The 19,432-nt window shown below is 66.1% G+C and carries 13 protein-coding genes; 6 read left to right on the top strand and 7 right to left on the bottom strand.

The window, feature by feature from the left end; translation table 11 throughout:
• Positions 1 to 210: 210 nt before the first annotated feature.
• The 5 genes from RKP46_RS14335 (at position 211) to RKP46_RS14355 (ending at position 5,628) form a co-directional block, all read left to right on the top strand.
• On the top strand, positions 211 to 1,440 hold the full coding sequence (locus tag RKP46_RS14335) for a PatB family C-S lyase (RefSeq protein ID WP_311107260.1): 1,230 nt from the start codon (positions 211 to 213) through the stop codon (positions 1,438 to 1,440).
• A 49-nt stretch (positions 1,441 to 1,489) separates the two neighbouring features.
• A complete protein-coding gene (locus tag RKP46_RS14340; protein WP_311107261.1) occupies positions 1,490 to 2,515 on the top strand; it encodes an amino acid ABC transporter substrate-binding protein in 1,026 nt (341 codons plus the stop codon).
• 98 nt (positions 2,516 to 2,613) lie between these two features.
• The gene (locus RKP46_RS14345) at positions 2,614 to 3,753 is read left to right on the top strand and encodes an ABC transporter permease subunit (protein ID WP_311107262.1); all 1,140 of its coding nucleotides are present in this window, start codon (positions 2,614 to 2,616) and stop codon (positions 3,751 to 3,753) included.
• 1 nt (position 3,754) lies between these two features.
• Positions 3,755 to 4,846 carry an amino acid ABC transporter permease gene (locus RKP46_RS14350; RefSeq protein ID WP_311107263.1) on the top strand — a complete coding sequence of 364 codons (1,092 nt, stop codon included), beginning with the start codon at positions 3,755 to 3,757 and terminating at the stop codon, positions 4,844 to 4,846.
• Between the two features lie 8 nt (positions 4,847 to 4,854).
• Complete coding sequence (locus RKP46_RS14355; protein ID WP_311107264.1) at positions 4,855 to 5,628, top strand: amino acid ABC transporter ATP-binding protein; 774 nt, start codon at positions 4,855 to 4,857, stop codon at positions 5,626 to 5,628.
• A 127-nt stretch (positions 5,629 to 5,755) separates the two neighbouring features.
• Here the strand turns inward: RKP46_RS14355 and RKP46_RS14360 are convergent, their stop codons facing one another.
• The 3 genes from RKP46_RS14360 to RKP46_RS14370 all read right to left on the bottom strand — a co-directional run bounded on the left by RKP46_RS14360 (position 5,756) and on the right by RKP46_RS14370 (position 11,787).
• The gene (locus RKP46_RS14360) at positions 5,756 to 9,091 is read right to left on the bottom strand and encodes an SUMF1/EgtB/PvdO family nonheme iron enzyme (protein ID WP_311107265.1); all 3,336 of its coding nucleotides are present in this window, start codon (positions 9,089 to 9,091) and stop codon (positions 5,756 to 5,758) included.
• 554 nt (positions 9,092 to 9,645) lie between these two features.
• Positions 9,646 to 11,064 carry a hypothetical protein gene (locus tag RKP46_RS14365; RefSeq protein ID WP_311107266.1) on the bottom strand — a complete coding sequence of 473 codons (1,419 nt, stop codon included), beginning with the start codon at positions 11,062 to 11,064 and terminating at the stop codon, positions 9,646 to 9,648.
• Positions 11,065 to 11,559: 495 nt separating this feature from the next.
• Positions 11,560 to 11,787 (bottom strand): hypothetical protein, encoded by a 228-nt coding sequence (locus RKP46_RS14370; RefSeq protein WP_311107267.1) that lies wholly within the window; start codon positions 11,785 to 11,787, stop codon positions 11,560 to 11,562.
• Positions 11,788 to 11,789: 2 nt separating this feature from the next.
• On the opposite strand from RKP46_RS14370, the gene RKP46_RS14375 reads away from it, so the two are divergent.
• The gene (locus tag RKP46_RS14375; protein ID WP_311107268.1) at positions 11,790 to 12,062 is read left to right on the top strand and encodes a hypothetical protein; all 273 of its coding nucleotides are present in this window, start codon (positions 11,790 to 11,792) and stop codon (positions 12,060 to 12,062) included.
• Between the two features lie 93 nt (positions 12,063 to 12,155).
• On the opposite strand, the gene RKP46_RS14380 is transcribed toward RKP46_RS14375, so the two are convergent.
• The 4 genes from RKP46_RS14380 to RKP46_RS14395 form a co-directional block, all read right to left on the bottom strand.
• Positions 12,156 to 13,664 carry an NADH-quinone oxidoreductase subunit M gene (locus RKP46_RS14380; RefSeq protein WP_311097790.1) on the bottom strand — a complete coding sequence of 503 codons (1,509 nt, stop codon included), beginning with the start codon at positions 13,662 to 13,664 and terminating at the stop codon, positions 12,156 to 12,158.
• Positions 13,657 to 15,156, bottom strand: a complete 1,500-nt coding sequence (locus tag RKP46_RS14385) for an NADH-quinone oxidoreductase subunit M (RefSeq protein ID WP_311107269.1) — start codon at positions 15,154 to 15,156, stop codon at positions 13,657 to 13,659. The genes RKP46_RS14380 and RKP46_RS14385 overlap by 8 nt, the downstream gene beginning before the upstream one ends.
• Complete coding sequence (locus tag RKP46_RS14390) at positions 15,153 to 16,709, bottom strand: proton-conducting transporter membrane subunit (RefSeq protein WP_311107270.1); 1,557 nt, start codon at positions 16,707 to 16,709, stop codon at positions 15,153 to 15,155. Before RKP46_RS14390 ends, RKP46_RS14385 begins: the two co-directional genes overlap by 4 nt.
• Positions 16,706 to 19,432, bottom strand: a 2,727-nt coding sequence (locus RKP46_RS14395) for a DUF2309 domain-containing protein (RefSeq protein ID WP_311107271.1), incomplete at its 5' end; no start/stop codon positions are given. The genes RKP46_RS14395 and RKP46_RS14390, both read right to left, overlap by 4 nt.

Here is a 19,432-nt window from a genome sequence, read left to right on the forward strand (position 1 = left end):
CAACGCCAACCCAACGCCAACCCAACGCCAACCCAACGCCAACCCAACGCCAACCGCCGCCGGCAACCCGGCGATGACGGCGCTTGCCGCCGCCGGCGACCGACGGCGAGACCCCTCGCCATTCCCCGCACCGATGGCGACGCGCGATCAAGTCAATTGACATGTCGAATGCCGCCATGCGACAGTGGCGCCCTCGTCACGGGAGCAGTCATGTTCGACTTCGACAGCATTCATGACCGTCAGGCTTGGTCGTCGACCAAATGGGTCCGTTATCAGGATCGCGATGTCATTCCGCTGTGGATCGCCGACATGGATTTTCCGGTCGCGCCGGCCATCCGCGAGGCGCTCACCGCGTATGCCCAACACGCCAATTTCGGCTATCGCTCGCTGCCGCGCGACTTGCCGCAACTGCTGGTCGATGACCACCGCCGGCGCTATGGCTGGGCGGTCGATCCGCGGTGGATCGTCTGGCTGCCCGGGCTGGTGCTCGGGCTCAACCTGGCGGTCAAGGCGTGCACTGCGCCAGGCGAGCGCGTGATTTCCTTTTCGCCAGTCTATCCGCCTTTTCTGCAAGCGCCTGCCCTGCAGGGGCGGCAACTGGTCGACGTGCCGCTGCGGCCGACCAACGCTGCCGGCACCGTGCATGCGATCGATTTCGACCTTCTGGAAGAGGCCGTGCGACCAGCGGCTGGCGCCGACGGCAGCGTGCCGCCGGCGACTCGTCTCCTCCTGCTCTGCCACCCGCACAACCCGATCGGCCGTGTGTTCACGCGCGACGAACTCGAGCGTCTGGCCGCTTTCTGCGAGCGCCACGACCTGCTGGTCTGCTCCGACGAAGTGCACTGCGATCTGATTCTCGACGGGCACACCGCGCATCATCCTTTTGCGCGCGTGATGGCCGAACGCTCGCCGGAGCTGCTGGCGCGCACGATCACCCTGCACGGCCCGGGCAAGACCTACAACGTCGCCGGCCTCGGCATCGCCTGGGCGATCATTCCCGACGCCATGCTCCGCCGGCGTTTTCGCGCCGCAATGCAAAAGCTGGTGCCGGACCCTTGCGCGTGCAGCTACAGCGCCTTGCAGGCGGTGTTTACCTCCGGCGAACCATGGCGACAGGCGCTGCTCGCGCAGTTGCGCGCCAATCGCGATCGGGTCTCGGCGGCGCTCGAGCGCATGGGTCTGGCGCATAGCCATCCGGAAGTGACTTACCTGACCTGGATCGACGCCCGCGCGCTGGCCGCCGAAGTCGGCAACGCCGCCGCCTGGTTCGAGCAACACGGCGTCGGACTCTCGGACGGCGCCGAATTCGGCCGGCCGGGCTATCTGCGTCTGAATTTCGCCGCGCCACGGGCGCTGCTCGACGAAGCGCTGCAGCGCATGGAGAACGCCATCGCCGCGCATCGCCAGGCCGCCCCGCACGCGTCGGGCGAGCCGGCCTGAAGCGGCCGGGTCGACCGTTTTTCTACCACTGGAAAGAAGAGGAGACACCATGCTCAAACAGAAAACGCTCTGCCGCTGCCTCGCCGCCTTGACTCTCGGCGTCGCCGCCGGCAGCGCCTTCGCCGGCCCGACGCTCGACGCGATCAAGCAGCGGGGAACGCTGGTCTGCGGCGTGCATACCGGTCTGACCGGTTTTTCCGCGCCGGACAAGACCGGCAAATACGCCGGCATCGACGTCGATTACTGCAAGGCGCTGGCAGCGGCGATTCTCGGCAGCGCGGACAAGGTCAAGTACGTGCCGCTCACCGCGCAACAGCGCTTCACCGCGCTGCAATCGGGCGAGATCGATCTGCTCTCGCGCAACACCACCTGGAACTCGAAGCGCGATACGACGATGGGCTCGGTCTTCCCCGGTGTCTGGTTCTACGACGGTCAGGCCTTCGTCATCAACAGCAAGAAGAACCCGAAGGTGAAGAAACTCGCCGACTTGAACAAGGCTTCGGTCTGCGTCGAAACCGGCACCACCACCGAACGCAACATGGCCGACTACGCCCGCGCCAACAAACTGAGCTTCAAGCCGGTCGTCTTCGAGGGCCAGGAAGCCACCGAAAAGGCGTTCCAGTCGGGCCGCTGCGACGCCTACACCACCGACGCGTCCGGCATCGCGGCGATGCTGGTCAATCTGCCGAACCGTAGCGATTACACGGTCTTGCCGGAAATCATCTCGAAGGAGCCGCTGGCTCCGATGCTGCGCCGCAACGATCAGGAATTCTTCGCTATCGCCCGCTGGACGATCTTCGCGCTGCAGCAGGCCGAGGAATCGGGCGTGACGCAGGCCAACGTGCTGCGCATGAAAGCCGAAAGCAAGGACCCGGCGGTGCAGCGCCTGACCGGCGCCACCGGCGAAATCGGCAAGGGGCTCGGTCTCGACGCCGACTGGGCGGTGCGCGCGCTGCAGGCGGTCGGCAACTACGGCGAAAGCTTCGAACGCAACATCAAGCCGCTGGGCCTGGCGCGCGGCATGAACGCGCTGTGGAACAAGGGTGGCCTGATGTATCCGATGCCGCTCGACTGATCTATCCGATGCCGCTCGACTGATCGCGTCGGCGGCCCGCGCTCCCGCCGCCGACCGGCGGCGGAGCGGCACACGTCTTTCACTCTGCACGGACAGTCATGTGGTCCTCTGAGCGTTTCCGCAACATCGTCTATCAGATCGCGCTGCTCTCGCTGGTCGGCGCGCTGATCGGTTATGCCGCGTACAACCTGGTGCACAACCTGGAAAGCCGGGCGATTGCCATCGGCTTTTCCTATCTCGGCCAGGAAGCCGGCTTCGACGTTTCCGAAAAGCTGATCGACTACGAGCCGACGCATTCCTACGCGCGCGCCTTCGTCGTCGGCCTGTTGAACACGCTGTTCGTTTCGGCGGTCGCCATCGTCGCCGCCAGCGTGCTCGGCCTGGTCGTCGGCATCGGCCGGCTGTCGCCGAACTGGCTGCTGCGCAAACTCGCCGGCGCCTACGTCGAATCGGTGCGCAACGTTCCCTTGATCCTGCAGTTGCTGCTCTGGTACGGCGTCCTCACCGAGTTGCTGCCGCCGGTCGCCGAAGCCATCGTTCTCGGATCGGCTTTTCTCAGTCAGCGCGGCATCAGCCTGCCCTGGCCGACTCCGCACGCCGGCTGGTGGGCGGCGCTGCTCGGGCTGTTTCTCGCCGTGCTGTTCGCCTTTCTCTGGGCGCGGGCGGTCAGACGGCGCCGCGAGCGCGCCGGGCGCGCGCCGGCGGTGCTCTGGCCGAGCCTCGCCGCCGGCGTCGTGCTGCCGCTCGCCGGCTGGGCGGTTTTCGGCGCCCCGAGCGAGTTGTCGACGCCGGCGATGACCGGTTTCGGCTTCGAAGGCGGCAAGACCGTCTCGCCCGAATTCATCGCCCTCTTCCTCGGCCTCTCGGTCTACACCGCCGCTTTCATCGCCGAAATCGTTCGCGGCGGAATTCTTTCGGTGTCGCGCGGACAAAGCGACGCCGCGGAAGCGCTCGGCCTGTCGCGCGGCCAGCGCCTGCGTCTGGTCATTCTGCCGCAGGCGCTGCGCGTGATGATTCCGCCGCTGACCAGCCAGTATCTCAACCTGACCAAGAACTCGTCGCTGGCGGTGGCCATCGGCTACCCCGATCTGGTCAGCATCTCGAATACCACGCTCAATCAGACCGGCCAGGCGATCGAGGCAATCACCCTGATGATGGCCGTCTACCTGGCGGTCTCGCTGGCGATTTCCGGCCTGATGAACTGGTACAACCACCGCGTGCGGCTGGTCGAGCGTTGACATGCACCCACCCGCCACCGCTCACCGACCTTTCGCCGCGCGCAGCCTGGACTGGCTGCGCGAGAACCTCTTTTCCACGCCAGCGAACGCGCTGATCACGCTGATCACGCTCGCCTTGCTGCTCTGGGCGGGCAGCAGCTTCGTCTCCTGGGCGGTGCTGCACGCCGTCTGGGGCCGCGCCGATGTCGCCACGTGCAACGCGCTGTTCGGCCAGGGCGCGTGCTGGGCGGTGATCGCCGACAAATGGCGGCACATGCTCTTCGGCATCTACCCGCAGGGCGAACAGTGGCGTTCGGCGCTGGCGGTCGTCATCTTCTGCGCGATCATCGTCCTCTCGGCGATGCGCGCTTTCTGGCACGTCTGGCGCCTGCTGGCGCTCTGGCTGAGCGGCAGCCTGCTCTGCGCCTGGCTGCTCGCCGGCGGCTTCGCTCTCACGCCGGTGCCGACGGCGCTCTGGGGCGGCTTGCCGATCACCCTGATGCTCGCCGTCTTCGGCACCCTGTTCGCATTTCCGCTCGGCATACTGCTCGCGCTCGGCCGACGCTCGGCGCTGCCGATCGTGCGTGCGGCGTCGATCGTCTACATCGAACTGGTGCGCGGCGTGCCGCTGATCACCGTGCTCTTCATGGCCTCGATCATGTTCGCGCTCTTTCTGCCGGAAGGCGTCAGCTTCGACAAGCTGCTGCGCGCGCAGGTGGCGATCGTCCTCTTCAACGCCGCCTACATCGCCGAAATCGTCCGCGCCGGCCTGCAGGCGCTGCCGCGCGGTCAGTACGAAGCCGCCGACGCGCTCGGCCTCGGCTACTGGCAGACGCAGTTGCTGGTCATCCTGCCGCAGGCGCTGAAGATCACCATTCCGGCGCAGGTCAACAGCTTCATCGACAACTTCAAGGACACCTCGCTGGTGATCATCGTCTCGATCTTCGACTTCCTCTACGCGGTCCGCCAGGCGGTGATCAGCGACCTCGACTGGCGGCACTACTTCGTCGAGGGCTACCTCTTCGCCATGGCCGTCTATTGGCTCTTCTGCTACGCGATGAGCCACTACAGCCAGTGGCTGGAAAAGCATCTTTCCCGCGATCATCGCCTTTGAGGCCACGCATGGACCCGACTGCCGCGCACGTCATTCCGCCGAACGCCGAAGAAATCATCCGCATCGAGGGGCTGAACAAATGGTTCGGCGACTTTCAGGTGCTGCGCAACATTTCGCTCTCGGTCCGCCGCGGCGAACGCATCGTCATCTGCGGTCCGTCGGGCTCCGGCAAGTCGACGCTGATCCGTTGCCTCAACCGCCTGGAAACGCACCAGAGCGGCACGGTGATCGTCGACGGAATCAGACTGAACGATTCGCTGAAGAACATCGAAGCGATCCGCAACGATATCGGCATGGTGTTTCAGCACTTCAACCTCTTCCCGCACCTGACAGTGCTCGAAAACTGCACGCTGGCGCCGATCTGGGTCAGGAAGCAGCCGCGCGCCACCGCCGAAGCGACGGCGATGAAGTTTCTGGAACGGGTACGCATCACCGACCAGGCGCACAAATACCCCGGCCAGTTGTCCGGCGGCCAGCAACAGCGAGTCGCCATCGCCCGCGCGCTGTGCATGGCGCCGCGCATCATGCTCTTCGACGAACCCACGTCAGCGCTCGACCCGGAGATGGTCAAGGAAGTGCTGGAGACGATGGTCTCGCTCGCCCGGGACGGCATGACCATGCTCTGCGTGACGCACGAAATGGGCTTCGCACGCGCCGTCGCCGACCGGGTGATCTTCATGGACGAGGGCGAAATCGTCGAACAGGCGCCGCCGGAGATCTTCTTCTCGCAGGCCAGGTCGGAACGAACGCGGCAATTCCTCGACCAGATTCTCGATCACTGACCCCGCGGCGGCAGCCGGCGGCGAGCAGCCGGCGGCGCGCGGGTGACGGCGAGCGGCGGGGGAAGTCTCCCCCGCACCCCCTCCAGAGTCAGATCCCCGGAGTGCCAGAGGACAGAGGGAACAGAGGTCAGAGCAACGAAACAGGGGACCGGCGCAACAGAACCCGAAAACCACCATTGCCGCCCCAGCCGTCCGGGGGAGCCCTGCCGCGGACGGCGCAGCGGGCGAAGTCCCGGTGATCGCTCCACGAGACGCCCCGCACGACCCTCAGTATATCCTCTCCTGCCGCGAGGTCTTCGCGTTTGGCGTCGTCGGCATGGTAGGGGTAGAGAAAATCCGGCTTGTCCAAGCCTTCTCCCCAGAGGCTGCGCGTCCATTCCCAGAGATTGCCGGCGCAGTCGTACAACCCGTAGGCGTTCGGCGGGAACGCGCCAACCGCCGTAGTGTCGCCGATTCCCGTTTTGTCTACATTCGCCCGATTCGCGTCAAACTCGTCGCCCCACGGATACACCGCTGCGACCAGGCCGCCGCGCGCCGCTTTCTCCCACTCGAGTTCGCTCGGCAGCGTCACTTGCCAGCCCTGCGCGCGAACGAGTGCGGCAAGCGGCAAGCGGGCGAACGCGCCGTCGCTATGCAGGCGCTCGTGCAGCCAATCGCAGTACTTCACCGCTTCGTACCAGGTGATCCCGCGCACCGGGCGGTTCTCCGCATCGTGCAACGCACTCGCATCGCGCAACTCGTGCCCGGTCGCTTCGACGAAGGCACGAAATTGTGCGACGGTGACCAGATAGCGCCCGAGGTAGAACTCCGGCGTCGGCGTCGGCTGGTCGTTGCGTTCGTCATCGGCCGGCAAATAAACGCTCGCGCTGAAAACTTTCTCCGAATCCGCGCGCCGCGTGCCGATGCGGAAATTGGCGTCGGCGGCGATATGCACAAAGCCGAGCCACTCGTCGGCCGGCAGGAACAGCCGCTGTGCGTCGAAGCGCGGGTCGCCGAGCTGCGCGAGGATGTCGCCGGCCAACGCGCGCTGCTGCGCCGGCAGGCCGCCGTCCTGCGGGGGAATCGGCAGCAACTCGACCAGCCAGCCGGCGACGCGCCGGGCAATGGCGTTCGTTCCCGCGTCCATGCGCATCGCCGCCATCCCGATTTCGAGCAACTGCAAGCCGGCAAGCACCGCGCAAGCCCACTCGGCCGCCTGCGGTTGCCGGCCGCGGCGGAATTCGTGCACCGTCTGGCAGCAGATCAGCCGATCCGCCGCGCTGGCGCCACGCTCGGCCTTGGCAATGCGGGCCGCCAGCGGCAGCACGACCTGCCAGTGCCCGGGAGCGGCGAGCGCCAGCGCACGGCAGCGTGTCGCAAAGTCGGAGCGTGTGGTCAGGTAGCACGCGGCGAGAAACTCCTGGAACGTGCGATGCGGGAAGACAAACTTGCGTTCGCCGGCGCGTTCGCCCTGACCGACCAGCAGACCGGCGCGCTTTTCGATGTAGTCGACGACGATCGCCGCCTTGTTGTGGTCGTCGTTCAGCAAAGGGCGAAACGCCGCCAGCAGGCGACCTTCGCCGATTTCCGCGCTGTGGCTCGGCGCCTCGGCATTGCTCGCCAGCAGAGCGGTGCCGCTGCCGCTGTCTTCCTGGTGCACCTCGAACGCCAGCCGTTCGAGCACTGCGCGCAGGTCGGAAAGCTTGATCCCCGGCGTGTCCAGCGCTTCGAGCAGCGCGCGATCGGCGCCGATCTGCTGGTTCCAGCGCAGCAGCAGCAGTTCCACCGACTCGTCGTAGAGGTCGGCGCGGTCGTCCGGCAGGCGACCGCGATTGGCGTGCAAGGTCGTCATCAGCGTGAGCAGCAGCGGGTTGCGCGCCAGCGGCAGCAGGTCCGGGCGCTCGCTGGCAGCGAGCAGGTCGTCGCGTTTGCGCTCGGCCTCGCCCGGCGGCAGCCACGCGCGTCGCACCAGCGCCGCGTACCAGCCGCCGATGAACTGCGCGATCTGCGCCTTGTCGAGCTCGGCCAGCGCGTAGACGCCCGCTTCGGCTTGTGCACCGCCCGGCCAGGCGTACGGCCGCGCGGTGAGCACGAAACGGCAGCGTTCGCCAGCGCTGCGCATCAGTTCCTCGACCGCGGCGACGACGCGCTGCCGCCGCGCTTCGCTGCCGCATTCGTCGAGTCCGTCGAAAACGATCAGCGCGCCGTACTCGCGCGCGATGCGCTGCACATAGTCGATCGTCCGCGCGGACAGGCCGTAGCCACTGTCGGCAAGGTCCTGGCCGATGAATTGCCACAGATCGCCGGCGCGCGCGCCAGCCACGCCGGCCGGCAGCCATTCGGCGAAACGGCGCAGAACGACGCGAATCGGCAGCAAAGCGCCGTGCTGCCAGTGCTCGCCGAGTCGCGCCAGCTCCTGCGCGTGCCCCTGCCACGCCTGCGCCAGCGCCAGCAGCACGCTCGCCGCAAACGTGCTCTTGCCGCTGCCGGCGCTGCCGATCACGCCGAGCCGGCGGTGCTGCGCCAGCGCTTCGAGCAGCGACACGGCGCGCGTCTTCTCGTCTGGCTGTTCGCCGGCGTTGCGTTCGCCTTCGCCGCGGCGACGGCGAGCAAGCCAGTCGGTGAGCGAGCTGGACTCCGGTATGCGCAGTTGGCTGTCGAGCGGCACATAGACGTCGGCAAGTTGCAGCGGCTCGCGCCGACCGTCGCTGGCGGCGGGGTCGATGCCGCCGAGCTTGATGCCGGCGAGCGCGCGCGCCAGCGCGTCGAGGTAGTGCGCGATCACCGACTGCGCTTCGGCGGGGTCTTCGCTGCGGAAGACGCTCTGCAGGATGATCTGCACGAAGTCGCGTCCGACTACGTCGCCCCCCGCACTCACCGGGCCGGCAAAGGTCGCGCCGTTGCCCGAACCGGTGCTCACCAAGCCGCCCGAGTTCGTGGCGAGCGGCTCTCCCCCGCTGCCGCCGGCTCGATCGCCCTCTCCCGGGAAACGAACAAAGCCGCCATCGACCAGCTTGTCGAGCTGCTGCGAGAAATGCAGCAGCAGTTGGTCGGTGTTGGCGTATTCGGTCTGGTAATGGCCAAGCGCTTTCAGCTTGTCCTGAAACGTCCACAAGCTTTGCAGATCGGCCCGCTTGCTGTGGTCAGCGGTGAGCGGCGCGGTCTTGAAATAGGTGTAGATGAACGGCCGACGGCTGGCCTGGAACTGTCCGACCGCGGCGGAAAACTCCTCTTCGGTGTAGCGACCCACCTTGCTCCAGAAGAGCATGACGAACACGTCGCAGGCACGGATTTGCTGGTTGTATTCGTCTTGCAGCCGGGTCGGCGACAGCGCGTCGAGAAAATCTTCCCAGACGATCGCGTCCAGGAACACCCCCTTCGGCACCCACTGGTTGTTCTTCTCGCCGATGAACAGGCGAAAGCGGACACGGTCGTCCGCGAGTTCAGACGAGGAAGCCAGAAAAATCTTCTTGATCGTGGTCATCGCAACGTGCTCCTGCTTGCTCGCTCGCCTGCGGCAGCGGTGAAGATGGAAGTGACGATTCGGCGCCATTGACCCGGCACCGGCAAATACGGAAAGTCCTTGCTGGCAGAGCAGCTTAACCGAGGGTGGAGCAAACCGCAAGGCGTGCGGCAAGCGGCACGCGCGAATCGCTTGCACCACCCGGAGTCACTCCGGCGAAACCCCTGTACCCTGTCTTTGCGCGCGACCCGGAGAGGCGTCGACGCGCAGCTTACTACAGCCCATATGCTTATCCACAAGCCGGACCATCACCCGCCAGCGGTTGCGCCCTTCCCGGGTGCCAGATCTTACGCTGCAGTGCTCAGGCGCCTGCTTTGCCGGAGAGTCGGGCAAGCATCTGATTCCCTTATGGGCCATGAGTGAGACATAAAAGAATGCATTATCCGCCGCCCGTCCTCATGGCTTGAACATCCCCACCCGCCGTTCCCGCCTGAGCCGGTGGTTTTCTCCTGCCGTCTTAGCACTGGGGGCGAGGCGCGCGTTCAGGCCAACGGTGAAACAATCGACACAGGGCGCTAGTAGCGCGGGGACACTGCCAACCCCGAGTCGATACCGACAACGTAGCGACGCCCGATTACCCTGAAAGTGTCGGTGTCCCAGTCTGAGTCTGATAGCGACAAATTGGCGTCAGCCTTTCGTACCAGCAAATGCGCAAATATCCCATCCTCCCTTGTATAAAGAGGCATGCTTATTAGACGCGCTATATAGCATATTCTTTCGACCCATATTGGAAAGTCTACCACCTCAGCCGGATAACTCTCCTCCGCATATTGTGTGTACGTTGACCAATCTCCCTTCGGAGTACCTTTGGGTATTGGGCAAAGGGCAGATGACTTCTTACGAAATGGGCTTTTCGATTGACCCTTCAGTAGCTCCAGAATTTTCGTCGTAGCAGCCTGCAGGGATCTCCTGTTCTGGACCGTGTAAGGAAACAGAAGCTCTTCCTGCCATCTTCGCGGATCGTTCTGCGGGAACATTCCGGATTTATCATAAACAACCTTGACTGAATAACCGTACTTTACGACAATTCTCGGCGCCTCGATATTGCCTTTTAGAGGCCTAAGCAGGAATACTTCATTGATGCCGAAGCCACCATTGCGAAAAGCGCGGTAGACTCGGCCGTTTATTCTGACCCAGACCGCATCTTCGTCGCACCCCTTGCAGTCCCAGGCAAATATTTCATCCGCATCGTGCATGTACCACAGTTCTTCGAACACATGGCCGATATCCCCAAATGTCTTTCCAGTTCTTTTCAACACCGCTTCGATTTGGGAATTGCTCGCGTAGATTGCAACCAGTAAATCGCGCTGACCATCTCCATCAACGTCCAGCCAAGAAAAGGCTGGGCAGGAACTACGCATGGATTCGGAATAGGCTGAGAGGGTTGAGAATGCGGCCCACTCATTCGCTGCTACCCTCTTGGGCCTTTTCAATCGATCGCCAGGAGCGAAACAGTGGTTCCCCATAGACAAAATCTCTTTGGCTATCGAGTATTTCTGAAGTGCCTTTTCAAGCGGGAACTCCTTGTCCTCGATCATGTATTGCTGAATCGTGGTGCGCAATTGCGAAAGCGCTTCCATGTCAGCATCGTCAGGCTTGTAGGCTGACAATTCTTTCCGCCTCGCCACAATCGCTTGTTGACGTTCCGAATAGCGATCTCGCAGACAGGAAAGATCATCTTGGCACTTGTCGCGCAGCCGCAGCCATTTCTTCTGCCCCGTCAGGGCTATTGCCTTTTGATCTTCAGGCAGCGCTTTCAGAAGTGAGACGAAAGCGCGATCGAGTCTCTTATCCTCCTCCACCAAGTAATCGTGCTCGCTCCGACAAATTGCATTTTCCGCCACGGTCTTTGCTTTACGGCAATCAATGGGACCGGCGTAAGCCAATGACTGCAAGAATATCAAGACCAGTGCATGTATCAAGCTGAAGCGCACGCTGCGCGTGGATTGACCTGACGCGAACCAATACGGAACGACCTCCTGATACGAGCTTTGTTGTCGGTGGCGAGAAATCACGGAAATCTGGCGGCAAAAACTCGGATCAGCATGGCTGCAAGCGCCACGACGCCGCGCCAGCAGCCATGCCGCGGCTCATACCCTCCGTACGCCGCGCAGCGATGAGCGGTTCCCTGGCGGGCGCTGGGTATGACAGGCTGCGTGTTCGCAGGCTACTGACTGCTATCTCTCCCGGTATGGGCACTGCACCAACCGAAGCTGCCCCAGTGCCAACACGCCGAGTCAAGAAAAGGGCGATGAGCGATACCGCAGGAAGTATCATCAACGAGACGCCGTTTCCAGGCATGCCGAGAAAGCCGGTGTTCGTAGAAAACACCGCAGGGAAAAGAAGTAATGGAAGCAGCAGCGCTCCAGCATGCCTATTTATCGCAGCCATCAGAAACGCCCCGAGGGCGTCTATGAGGTGCACAACCGTCAGCCGACAAACAGCAAACGCCGAGAATTTGGGGCAGGTTTTCGCAACAGGATCAAACATGCTGAAAGAACACAGAGTACTGACATTGCAACGTCCAGCGCTGCGGCGAGACGCCAACCCATATGCGAAATATATTGATTTCCTCCAGCCATTTTGCCGAGGAACAGAAAGGCGGCCACCCAGCCTGCAGCAATAGCCAACCAGAAGGAGGCAAGCCCTATGCGCATACGTGATTCCTCGCGAAACCTTTGATGGAAAAACATTTGGCTCAGCTCTTGACGCCGTCGAGCGCTTTCCAGCAACAGACGACTGGCGCGGCGTTCATCTCGTCGATACCTTGGCCGATCTGCGCCTTGCTTTAGTGCGGAGAGTCAACACGCCACTGACGCAAGAAACTGCCCGCCATTTTCCAGAAGGGCGCGCTCGACGAGCTCAAGCCCGTATCATTCTACACAAGTCGGACCACGACCCGGAAGCATTTCCGCCGTTTCCGAGTGCCTGATCCTGGCTCCGGTACTCAGCCGCGTACTGGCAAGAACAGTAGCGTAAGCATCGGATTCCCTTGGGGGCGATGAGTTGTGGATAAGGGAATGCCCTACAGCCCCGCCAGTCCAGCCACCCAGGCTTCCGCCGCCGGGCGGAGCAATTCGAGCCAGGGCATCGGATAGACGCCGACGATCAGGACGAGCGCGGCGAAGACAAGGGCGATGGCGAGTTCGCGCGGCAGCAGGTCGGCGAGCGGATCGCTCTCCGACTGAGCCTTGGCGCTGGCGCTGCCGCTGCCGAAGAAAGCGGCGCGATACGGCGCCAGGAAGGCGGCTGCGCCGACCACGGTGGCGAACAGCGCGGCCAGACCGGCGCCGGTGTGGTCGTGCAACGCGGCGACGATGATCAGCAGTTCGCCGGGAAAGCCGCTCGTTCCCGGCAGGCCGATGCCGGCCAGTCCGAAGAGCAGGAAGAAGGCGCTGAGCAGCGGCCAGCGTCCGAAGAGCTGGCCGAGTTGCGCGGCGTCGGTCGAGCCGCTGCGCCGCTGCAGAAACGAGAGGATGAGGAAGCCGCCGCCGGCGGCGAGGCTGAAGTTGAGCAACTGCAGGAGGGCGCCCTGCAGCGCCGAGACCGAGAACGACGCCAGACCGAGGAGAACCAGCCCGACGTGCGCCAGGCTGGCGTAGGCGAGCACGCCGCGCAGGTTGCTCTGGGCGAGTGCGGCGACCGAACCGTAGAGCATCGCCAGCGTCCCCAGGCCGGCGAGCAGCCAGTGCAGTTCGCGCGCGGCCAGCGGCGCCAGCGGAATGGCGAAGCGGATCAGCCCATACGCACCGAGTTTCAGTCCGACGAGCAGCGCGGTCACCGCCGCTGGCGCGCCGAGCGCGATCGACGGCAGCCAGGTGTGCAGCGAAACGAGCGGCACCTTGACGCCGAAACCGACGAGGAGGAGCAGGAAGACGAGCATCTGCACGGCTTCCGGCAACGGCGTGGCGAGCAGGCTGGGCAGATCGAAAACCGGTGCGCCTGCCCCGCCCTGCCCGAAGGCGGCGGCGAGCAGGCCGAAGAGCAAGGGCACGCCACCGGCGAGCATGACGAGGAAGTAGCGCACGGCGGCGCTCTGCCGACCGGCGCCGCGGCCCCACAGGCTGACCAGGAAGTAGATCGGCGCCAGCGTCGATTCCCAGCAGAAAAAGAAGAGCAGCGAGTCGAGCGCGCAGAAGACGCCCAGCGTCGCCGCTTCGAGCACGAAGAGCAAGGCGAAGTGAACGCCGGGCGCAACGCCCGCCGCCTCGGCGTTTCCCTGGCTGCGCCAGCCGGCGACGATGGCGGCGGTGAACAGCAGCGCGGTGGCCGGCAGGAAGAGCACCGACAAGCCATCGACGCCGACCAGATAGCTGACGTTCAGGCCGGGAATCCAGGCCGCCTGCTCGACGAACTGGAAGCCATCGTCGCCCGAGTCGAAGAGCGCGACGATGCACAGCGAGCAGAGCAGCGTCAGGCCGGCGCTGGCGAGCGCCAGGCGCTGCGCCCACGGCGCGCGGCGAACGCAGGCTGTGGTCAGCGCGCCGACCAGCGGCAGCGCCAGCAGCATGCTCAGCCAGGGCGCGTCAGCCATGGTGGAAGAACGAGGCGAGCGCCTGCGTCGCGCTGTCGGTCAGCTTCAGCCAGGGCTCGGGATAGAAGCCGGCGGCGAGCAGGACGACGAGCGTCGCGCCGCCGACGAGGAATTCGCTGCGGCTGGTGCGCGCCAGGCGCGCTGCCGGCACGTCCTTCGGCCGCGGCGCCAGGAAGGCGCGCTGAAAAGCCCAGAGCAGGAAGCCGGCGGCGACAACGTTGCCGAGCGCGGTGGCGATCGTCGGCAAGGCGCCGAAGGTGGCGATCGACGCCTCGAGCACGAGGTGGACGGCGTCGAAACCCGGCGTTCCCGGCATGCCGAGGATGGCCAGGCCGCCGATCAGGAATGCGAGCGCGATGAACGGCGCGCGGTCGAACAGGCCGCCGAGGCGGTCGAGCTGCGTCGTCCCGGTCCGCCGATAGACGTAGCCGACCATGAGCAGCATGACGGTGACCGCCAGACCGAAATTGACCGCCAGGAGCAGCGCCCCCTGCAGGCCGGCCGGGTGCAGCGTGAATAGCCCGATGACGATCAGGCTGGTATGACTGACGACGGCAAAAGCCATCAGGCGGCGCAGATTGACCTGGCGGAAAGCGAGAATCGCCGCGAAGAAGACGCCGACCATGGCAAAGCCGACGACGTAATGCTGCCAGACCATCACCGCTTCGGCGGTCAGCGGCAGCAGAAAGCGCGCCATGCCGTAGATGCCGACCTTGACGCCAAGGAGCAGCACCGGGCCGACGGCAATCAGGCCGTAACCGGCCGAGTTGGGCAGCCAGCCGTGCAGCGGAAAGAGCGGCGTGCGAATTGCCAGGCCGTAGAACAGCAGGTAGAAAGCCGCCGACTGGTACTTGCCGATCTGCGGCGTGCGCAGCAGGTCGAGCAGGTCGAAGCTCCAGCGCCCGCCGATCACGTCGGCGTGGCTCCAGACGAGCACCGCGGCGCCGGCGACGAACAGGCACCAGCCGAAAAGCTGGTACTGCAGGAAGCGCGACAGGGCGAGCGTCTCTTCGCGCGCCGAAGCCCAGCGCCAGAGCAGGTAGGCGACGAGCGCCAACTGGACGGCCGAGCCGGCGGCGAACCAGAGCAGGTTCATCGTCGTCAGCATGATCATCTGCGCCGACTCGATGACGAGCAGCACGCACAGAAGGTGCACCGGCGAAATCTGGCGGCGCGCCATGCCGTAGAACGACAGGACGATGCCGAGCAAAGCGGTGAGCAGGATGAACAGCACGCTGATTCCGTCGGCGGCCGCGTGATAGGCGAACAGATCGACGCGTTCGGCGAACTGCAGCACTTCGCTCGTGGCGTCGATGCGCGCGTAGAGGTCGCAGGCGACGACCAGTTCGCCGACCGCGAACAGGCGCCCGAGGACGAGCGCCAAGTCGTCGTCGCGCATGATCGCGAGCAGAACAGCGCCGGCCAGCGGCAGCCACTGCAGCGTCGCCAACAGCGGATAGCCGGCGAGCGCCGTCCAGTGCACTTCGTTCATAGGATCACCACGAAGGTCGCCATGACCATCAACATCAGGTAGCGCGGTTGTTCGAGCAGCGTCTCGACGGTATCCGCGTAATGCACGATGCGCTGCAACTGCCGCACCAGCGCCGAATCCTCGCCGCTCATCAGCAGCCGGCTTTCCCAGCGCTGCAGACGATTGGCGAAGGCGAACAACGCGCTGCCGGCCAATCCGTGGCCGCGAATCAGATCGTCCGCCGCGCCGCTGGGCGAATGGTCGTCGACGCGCGGCGCGCCGACCAGCGGGTCGATGAAGCGTTCGTCGAAAGCGCGCACGTCGCGCCCGAGGGCGAGCGTCGGGCGGGTCAGCAGGCTGTGCGCCAGCGCTTCGATCCAGAAACGCTGCAGCGTCGCGGTGTACAGCCACATCCGGCCGGCCAGCCAGCCGGGAACCGGCGCCGCCGGGTGCGGAACGAGGTGCATGAAGGCTGGCGCGAGCAGGAACTGGTAGGCGCGCCAGCCGGCGTGCGCAGCCGACCAGCCGGCGGCCAGGGCAAACTGGCCGAGGCCGCAGAGCAGGAACATCAGGCCGACCTGCGCGACGGTGGAGAAGACCAGCGCCGATTTGACGTCGCTCTGAACGAGCGCGCAGAGCGTCCCGTAGAGCGCGCTGAGCAGGCCCGCGATGGCGATCAAGGCCAGCAGGTCGGGCACCTGGACGAGCAATTCCTGCATCCGGCAGAGCAGAAAAACGCCGGCGTGCACCATCAGCGAGCCGTAGAAGACGGCCGACGACGGCGTCGGCCCTTCGAGCGCGCGCGCGATCCACGGCGTAAACGGGACTTGCGCCGATTTGACCAGAGCGGCGACGACGAACCCGACCGCGAGCAGGCGCGCGGTCACCGTTGCCATCGTTCCGTCGCCGTCCAGCCACGCCCACTCGAGCGTGCCGACCGACCAGACGGCGAGCCCGATGGCGAGCAGAAAACCGGCGTCGCCGACCCGGTTGGTCAGGAAAACGAGCAGCGCGTTGCCGGTGGCGACCGGCCGCTGCCAGGCATAGCCGATGAGCAGCCACGAACTGAAGCCGGCGATCTCCCAGCCGACGAAGGTCAGGACCGCATTGCCGGCGAGCGCGATGAGCAGCATGCCGGCGAGAAACAGCGCCAGCCCGCAGTGAAAGCGGTGGAAACCGGCCTCGCGATGCAGATAGGTGGCGGAAAAGCGCAGCGTCAGCGTGCTGATCAACGTCACCAGCGTCGCCGCCGGCAGGCTGTACGCGTCGAGCAGGAAAGAGAGGCGCACCGGCACCGGACCGATGCGCAGCCAGTCGCCGGCGAGCACGTGCTGCGGCGCGCAACCACCGATTGCCGCGAGGTCGAAAACGATCAGCGCGACGAGCGCGGCAAGCGCGCTGCCGCTGGCCAGACTGGCCGTCGCCGGCTCTGCCGCGTCGCCCTGCGGACGCAGCAGCATCCGGCAGCCGATCACGCCGGCGGCGAGCAAGGGCAGCAGCGGCACCAGCCAGACGGCCTGCGACGTCGCCGCCAGCGCCGCGCAGGCGGCCGGCAGGAATTCGCCCGCGTTCACGGCTGGCGCCCGGCCGCGTCGACGAGCGCGGCACGGCTCGCCAGCGGGCGACGCAACAAGGCCGGCGGCAAAGGTTCGCGCTGGCCGGCGAACCAGTCGGTCGAAGTGTCGACCTCGGGCAGCGCCGGCCAGCCCGCGCTCGCCCCGGCTACCGGCGACGCCGCGGGCGACGGCGAGTCGGCCGGCGCACCGGTCGGCAGCGCCCGCGTCCAGCCGCTGGCCGGATCGAAGACGTGCAGTTCGGCGCGCTGCGGGTGCTTGGCGGCGAGCAGGATCCAGCCGTTGCCGATCAGTTCCTGCAGCGGCGGCTGGCGCTGGTAGATCGCCGTCAGAATCTCTATCGTCTGCTCGACGATGACCAGCAGGCGCATCGCTTCGTGGATTTCGACCATCTGCAGCGGCAGTCCGGTGCGCAGATCGGACGCTGCGCCCTGCATGACGGCGAAGAGACCGGCCAGGTTGTGCATGATCTTGCTGCCGCAACCGAAACGCTCGTTGTCGACGGTCGAAAAGTAGTACTCGAGATTGATCCCGGCGCCCACCGGCCCGGCGGCGAGCAGCGTCGCTTCGAGGATGCGGCCATCGACATCGGGCAGCGGGTCGTACGAAATCAGGAAGGCGCGCCGGTCGAAGAAGGCGCCGCGGCTCATCGCTCGCCGGCCGACGAAAGCCGTCGCCACGGTCGCGTGCCCGAGTTCCGGACGCGCCTGGCCAAAATCGTTGCGGCGATCGGCGAGGTGACGCAGCGCCTGCTCGGGTGACGGATCGCGCGGTGCCGAAGCAAAGCGCCGGCAACGTTCGACCGCGTGCCGGCGGGTCGCTTCCTGACAAGCCAGACGCACCTGCTCGAACGCCGGGCGCTGCGCCGGCGGGAGCTTTTCAAGGTCGTACCAGACGAAGCTTTCGTCGCAGGTGTTGTGCTCGGCGGCGATAAACCACGTCTGCTCGGGAATATGAATTCCCTGTCCGGCGAGTCCGGCGCGCACGTCCCGGAGGTTGGCCAGCGCGGCAAAAACGCGCGCGTTCGGCCCGCCGTGGCGGCCCGAGCACGCGCCGCAGTCGTAGGCCGAAAGATGCGGGTTGTTGCGGCTGTCCGAGCCGTGCCCGACGATCGCGACGAGCGGCGCGAAGTGCTCGGTGAGACCGATCGTGCGCAGGAAGCCGGCGACGCGCGCCACCTGTTCGCTGGCGCTGAAGCCGACGCGCGGCGCGTCGGCGTCGGCCTCGCGCGTGGCCTCGCCGGCCTCGGCAGTCAGTTGCAGATCGCCCGCCACCGGGGGCTCGTAAGCCTCACGCCGGCGCGCCAGGAGCGCCGCAAAGCGGCCCGGCGCCCAGGTGCGCGCAAGCAGCGCGGCGAGCGCCGGCGGACCGGCGAGCAGGCTGAGCACGGCGCCCAGCAAACCGCCGCGCCGGGTGCCCTGCTGCAGACGCTCCTGCCAGCGCAGGCGCAGCTTGCGCCGGCGTTGCTGGCGTTCATACGCGGCCACCGCACCCGCGCCGACGACCTCGCGGATGCTGTTCGTCGGGCGCACGACGATCGGGCAGAGCGCCGTCGGCGCCTCGTCGTCCAGCCCTTGCCAGAGCATCGGTACGCCGAAGAAACCGGCGGCACCGAAGGTTTCGCAAGCCGGATCGACTTCCTCCAGATGGCGGCGCGTACCCTCCTCGCGATCGTCCATGCAGAAGACGAACTGTGCCTGCGCCAGGCCGGCGAGCGCTGGCGTGCGGCCGTGATTGGCGAGTAGCGCGGCGAAAATCTGCTGCCGGTAGTGGTTCTCGTAGGCGAGCAGCCAGAGCAGTCCGCGCCGCTCGTCGTTCAGCCAGGCGATGCCGGCGAGCAGGCGGTCGGCGGCACCGGCGGCGTGCATGGCGCGCAATTCGCGCCCACTCAGTCCGAGACGCAGCACCAGCGAGAACAGCGGCCAGGCAGCGCGCGCCTGCGCATCGCCGTCGTCGCCGGCGAGGCCGCCCGCTTCGGCAATGTGCCCGGCCAGGCGGCGCCAGCCGCTGTCCGGTCCACCCGCCGCCGTAGCGAGCAGCGGCGACAGCGCGTCGAGCACTTCGTCGGGCAGGGTTCCCTCGCCGTAGGCGTGGCGCAGCGCGAGTTCGTCCGGGTGCGCGGCAAAGTGTTCGCCGAGCGCCGCCAGATCGAGCGGCAGACCCCAGATGCGGCGTACGAGTTGCTCCGCGTAAAGCCATTCGAGCACGACGCGCACAGCCAGGAAGTCGCACAGGCTGAGCGGCGGCTCGTTGGCGGCGGGATGCGTCGCGCGCCAGTGGCACATGCCGGCCCAGCCGGGAAGTTCGCCGGCCAGATGCTGCAGATACGTCGGCCAGCACGCCTCATCGACCGCCAGTCGGCGCAGCCCATCGGCAATCGTCTGCCAGGGGTCGGCGGCGAGTTGTGCGATTTCGCGCCGCGCCCAGGCGAGTTCGTTCAGCTCCCACTGCCAGTCGACGCCGGCGCTCGCTCGCCAGGCCGCGAAGAAGCCTTGCTCGCGCGCCGGGTTCGCCCACGCCGCCAGACCGCGATCGAGGTGCGCCGCGAGGTGGCGGATAAACGGCGCGTGCAGCGCCTGGCGCAGATCCTCGCCGGTCAGATGCTGCAGCAGGTCGGCGATCGTCCACGTGTGGCCGAGACGCGCGAGCAGCGTCTGCCACAGCCCTGCCCCGCCGGCAGCGCGCGCCGACTCCGCATCCGCATCCGCATCCGCATCCGCATC

It is taken from the genome of Accumulibacter sp. (genome assembly GCF_031732815.1).
GTDB lineage: Bacteria > Pseudomonadota > Gammaproteobacteria > Burkholderiales > Rhodocyclaceae > Accumulibacter.

What these genes read in the sequence shown, in the direction of transcription:
- RKP46_RS14385 (WP_311107269.1), bottom strand. Translation starts at nt 15,156, where the DNA reads ATGAACGAAGTGCACTGGACGGCGCTCGCCGGCTATCCGCTGTTGGCG.
- RKP46_RS14360 (WP_311107265.1), bottom strand. Translation starts at nt 9,091, where the DNA reads ATGACCACGATCAAGAAGATTTTTCTGGCTTCCTCGTCTGAACTCGCG.
- RKP46_RS14380 (WP_311097790.1), bottom strand. Translation starts at nt 13,664, where the DNA reads ATGGCTGACGCGCCCTGGCTGAGCATGCTGCTGGCGCTGCCGCTGGTC.
- RKP46_RS14345 (WP_311107262.1), top strand. Translation starts at nt 2,614, where the DNA reads ATGTGGTCCTCTGAGCGTTTCCGCAACATCGTCTATCAGATCGCGCTG.
- RKP46_RS14370 (WP_311107267.1), bottom strand. Translation starts at nt 11,787, where the DNA reads ATGCGCATAGGGCTTGCCTCCTTCTGGTTGGCTATTGCTGCAGGCTGG.
- RKP46_RS14335 (WP_311107260.1), top strand. Translation starts at nt 211, where the DNA reads ATGTTCGACTTCGACAGCATTCATGACCGTCAGGCTTGGTCGTCGACC.
- RKP46_RS14350 (WP_311107263.1), top strand. Translation starts at nt 3,755, where the DNA reads ATGCACCCACCCGCCACCGCTCACCGACCTTTCGCCGCGCGCAGCCTG.
- RKP46_RS14340 (WP_311107261.1), top strand. Translation starts at nt 1,490, where the DNA reads ATGCTCAAACAGAAAACGCTCTGCCGCTGCCTCGCCGCCTTGACTCTC.
- RKP46_RS14355 (WP_311107264.1), top strand. Translation starts at nt 4,855, where the DNA reads ATGGACCCGACTGCCGCGCACGTCATTCCGCCGAACGCCGAAGAAATC.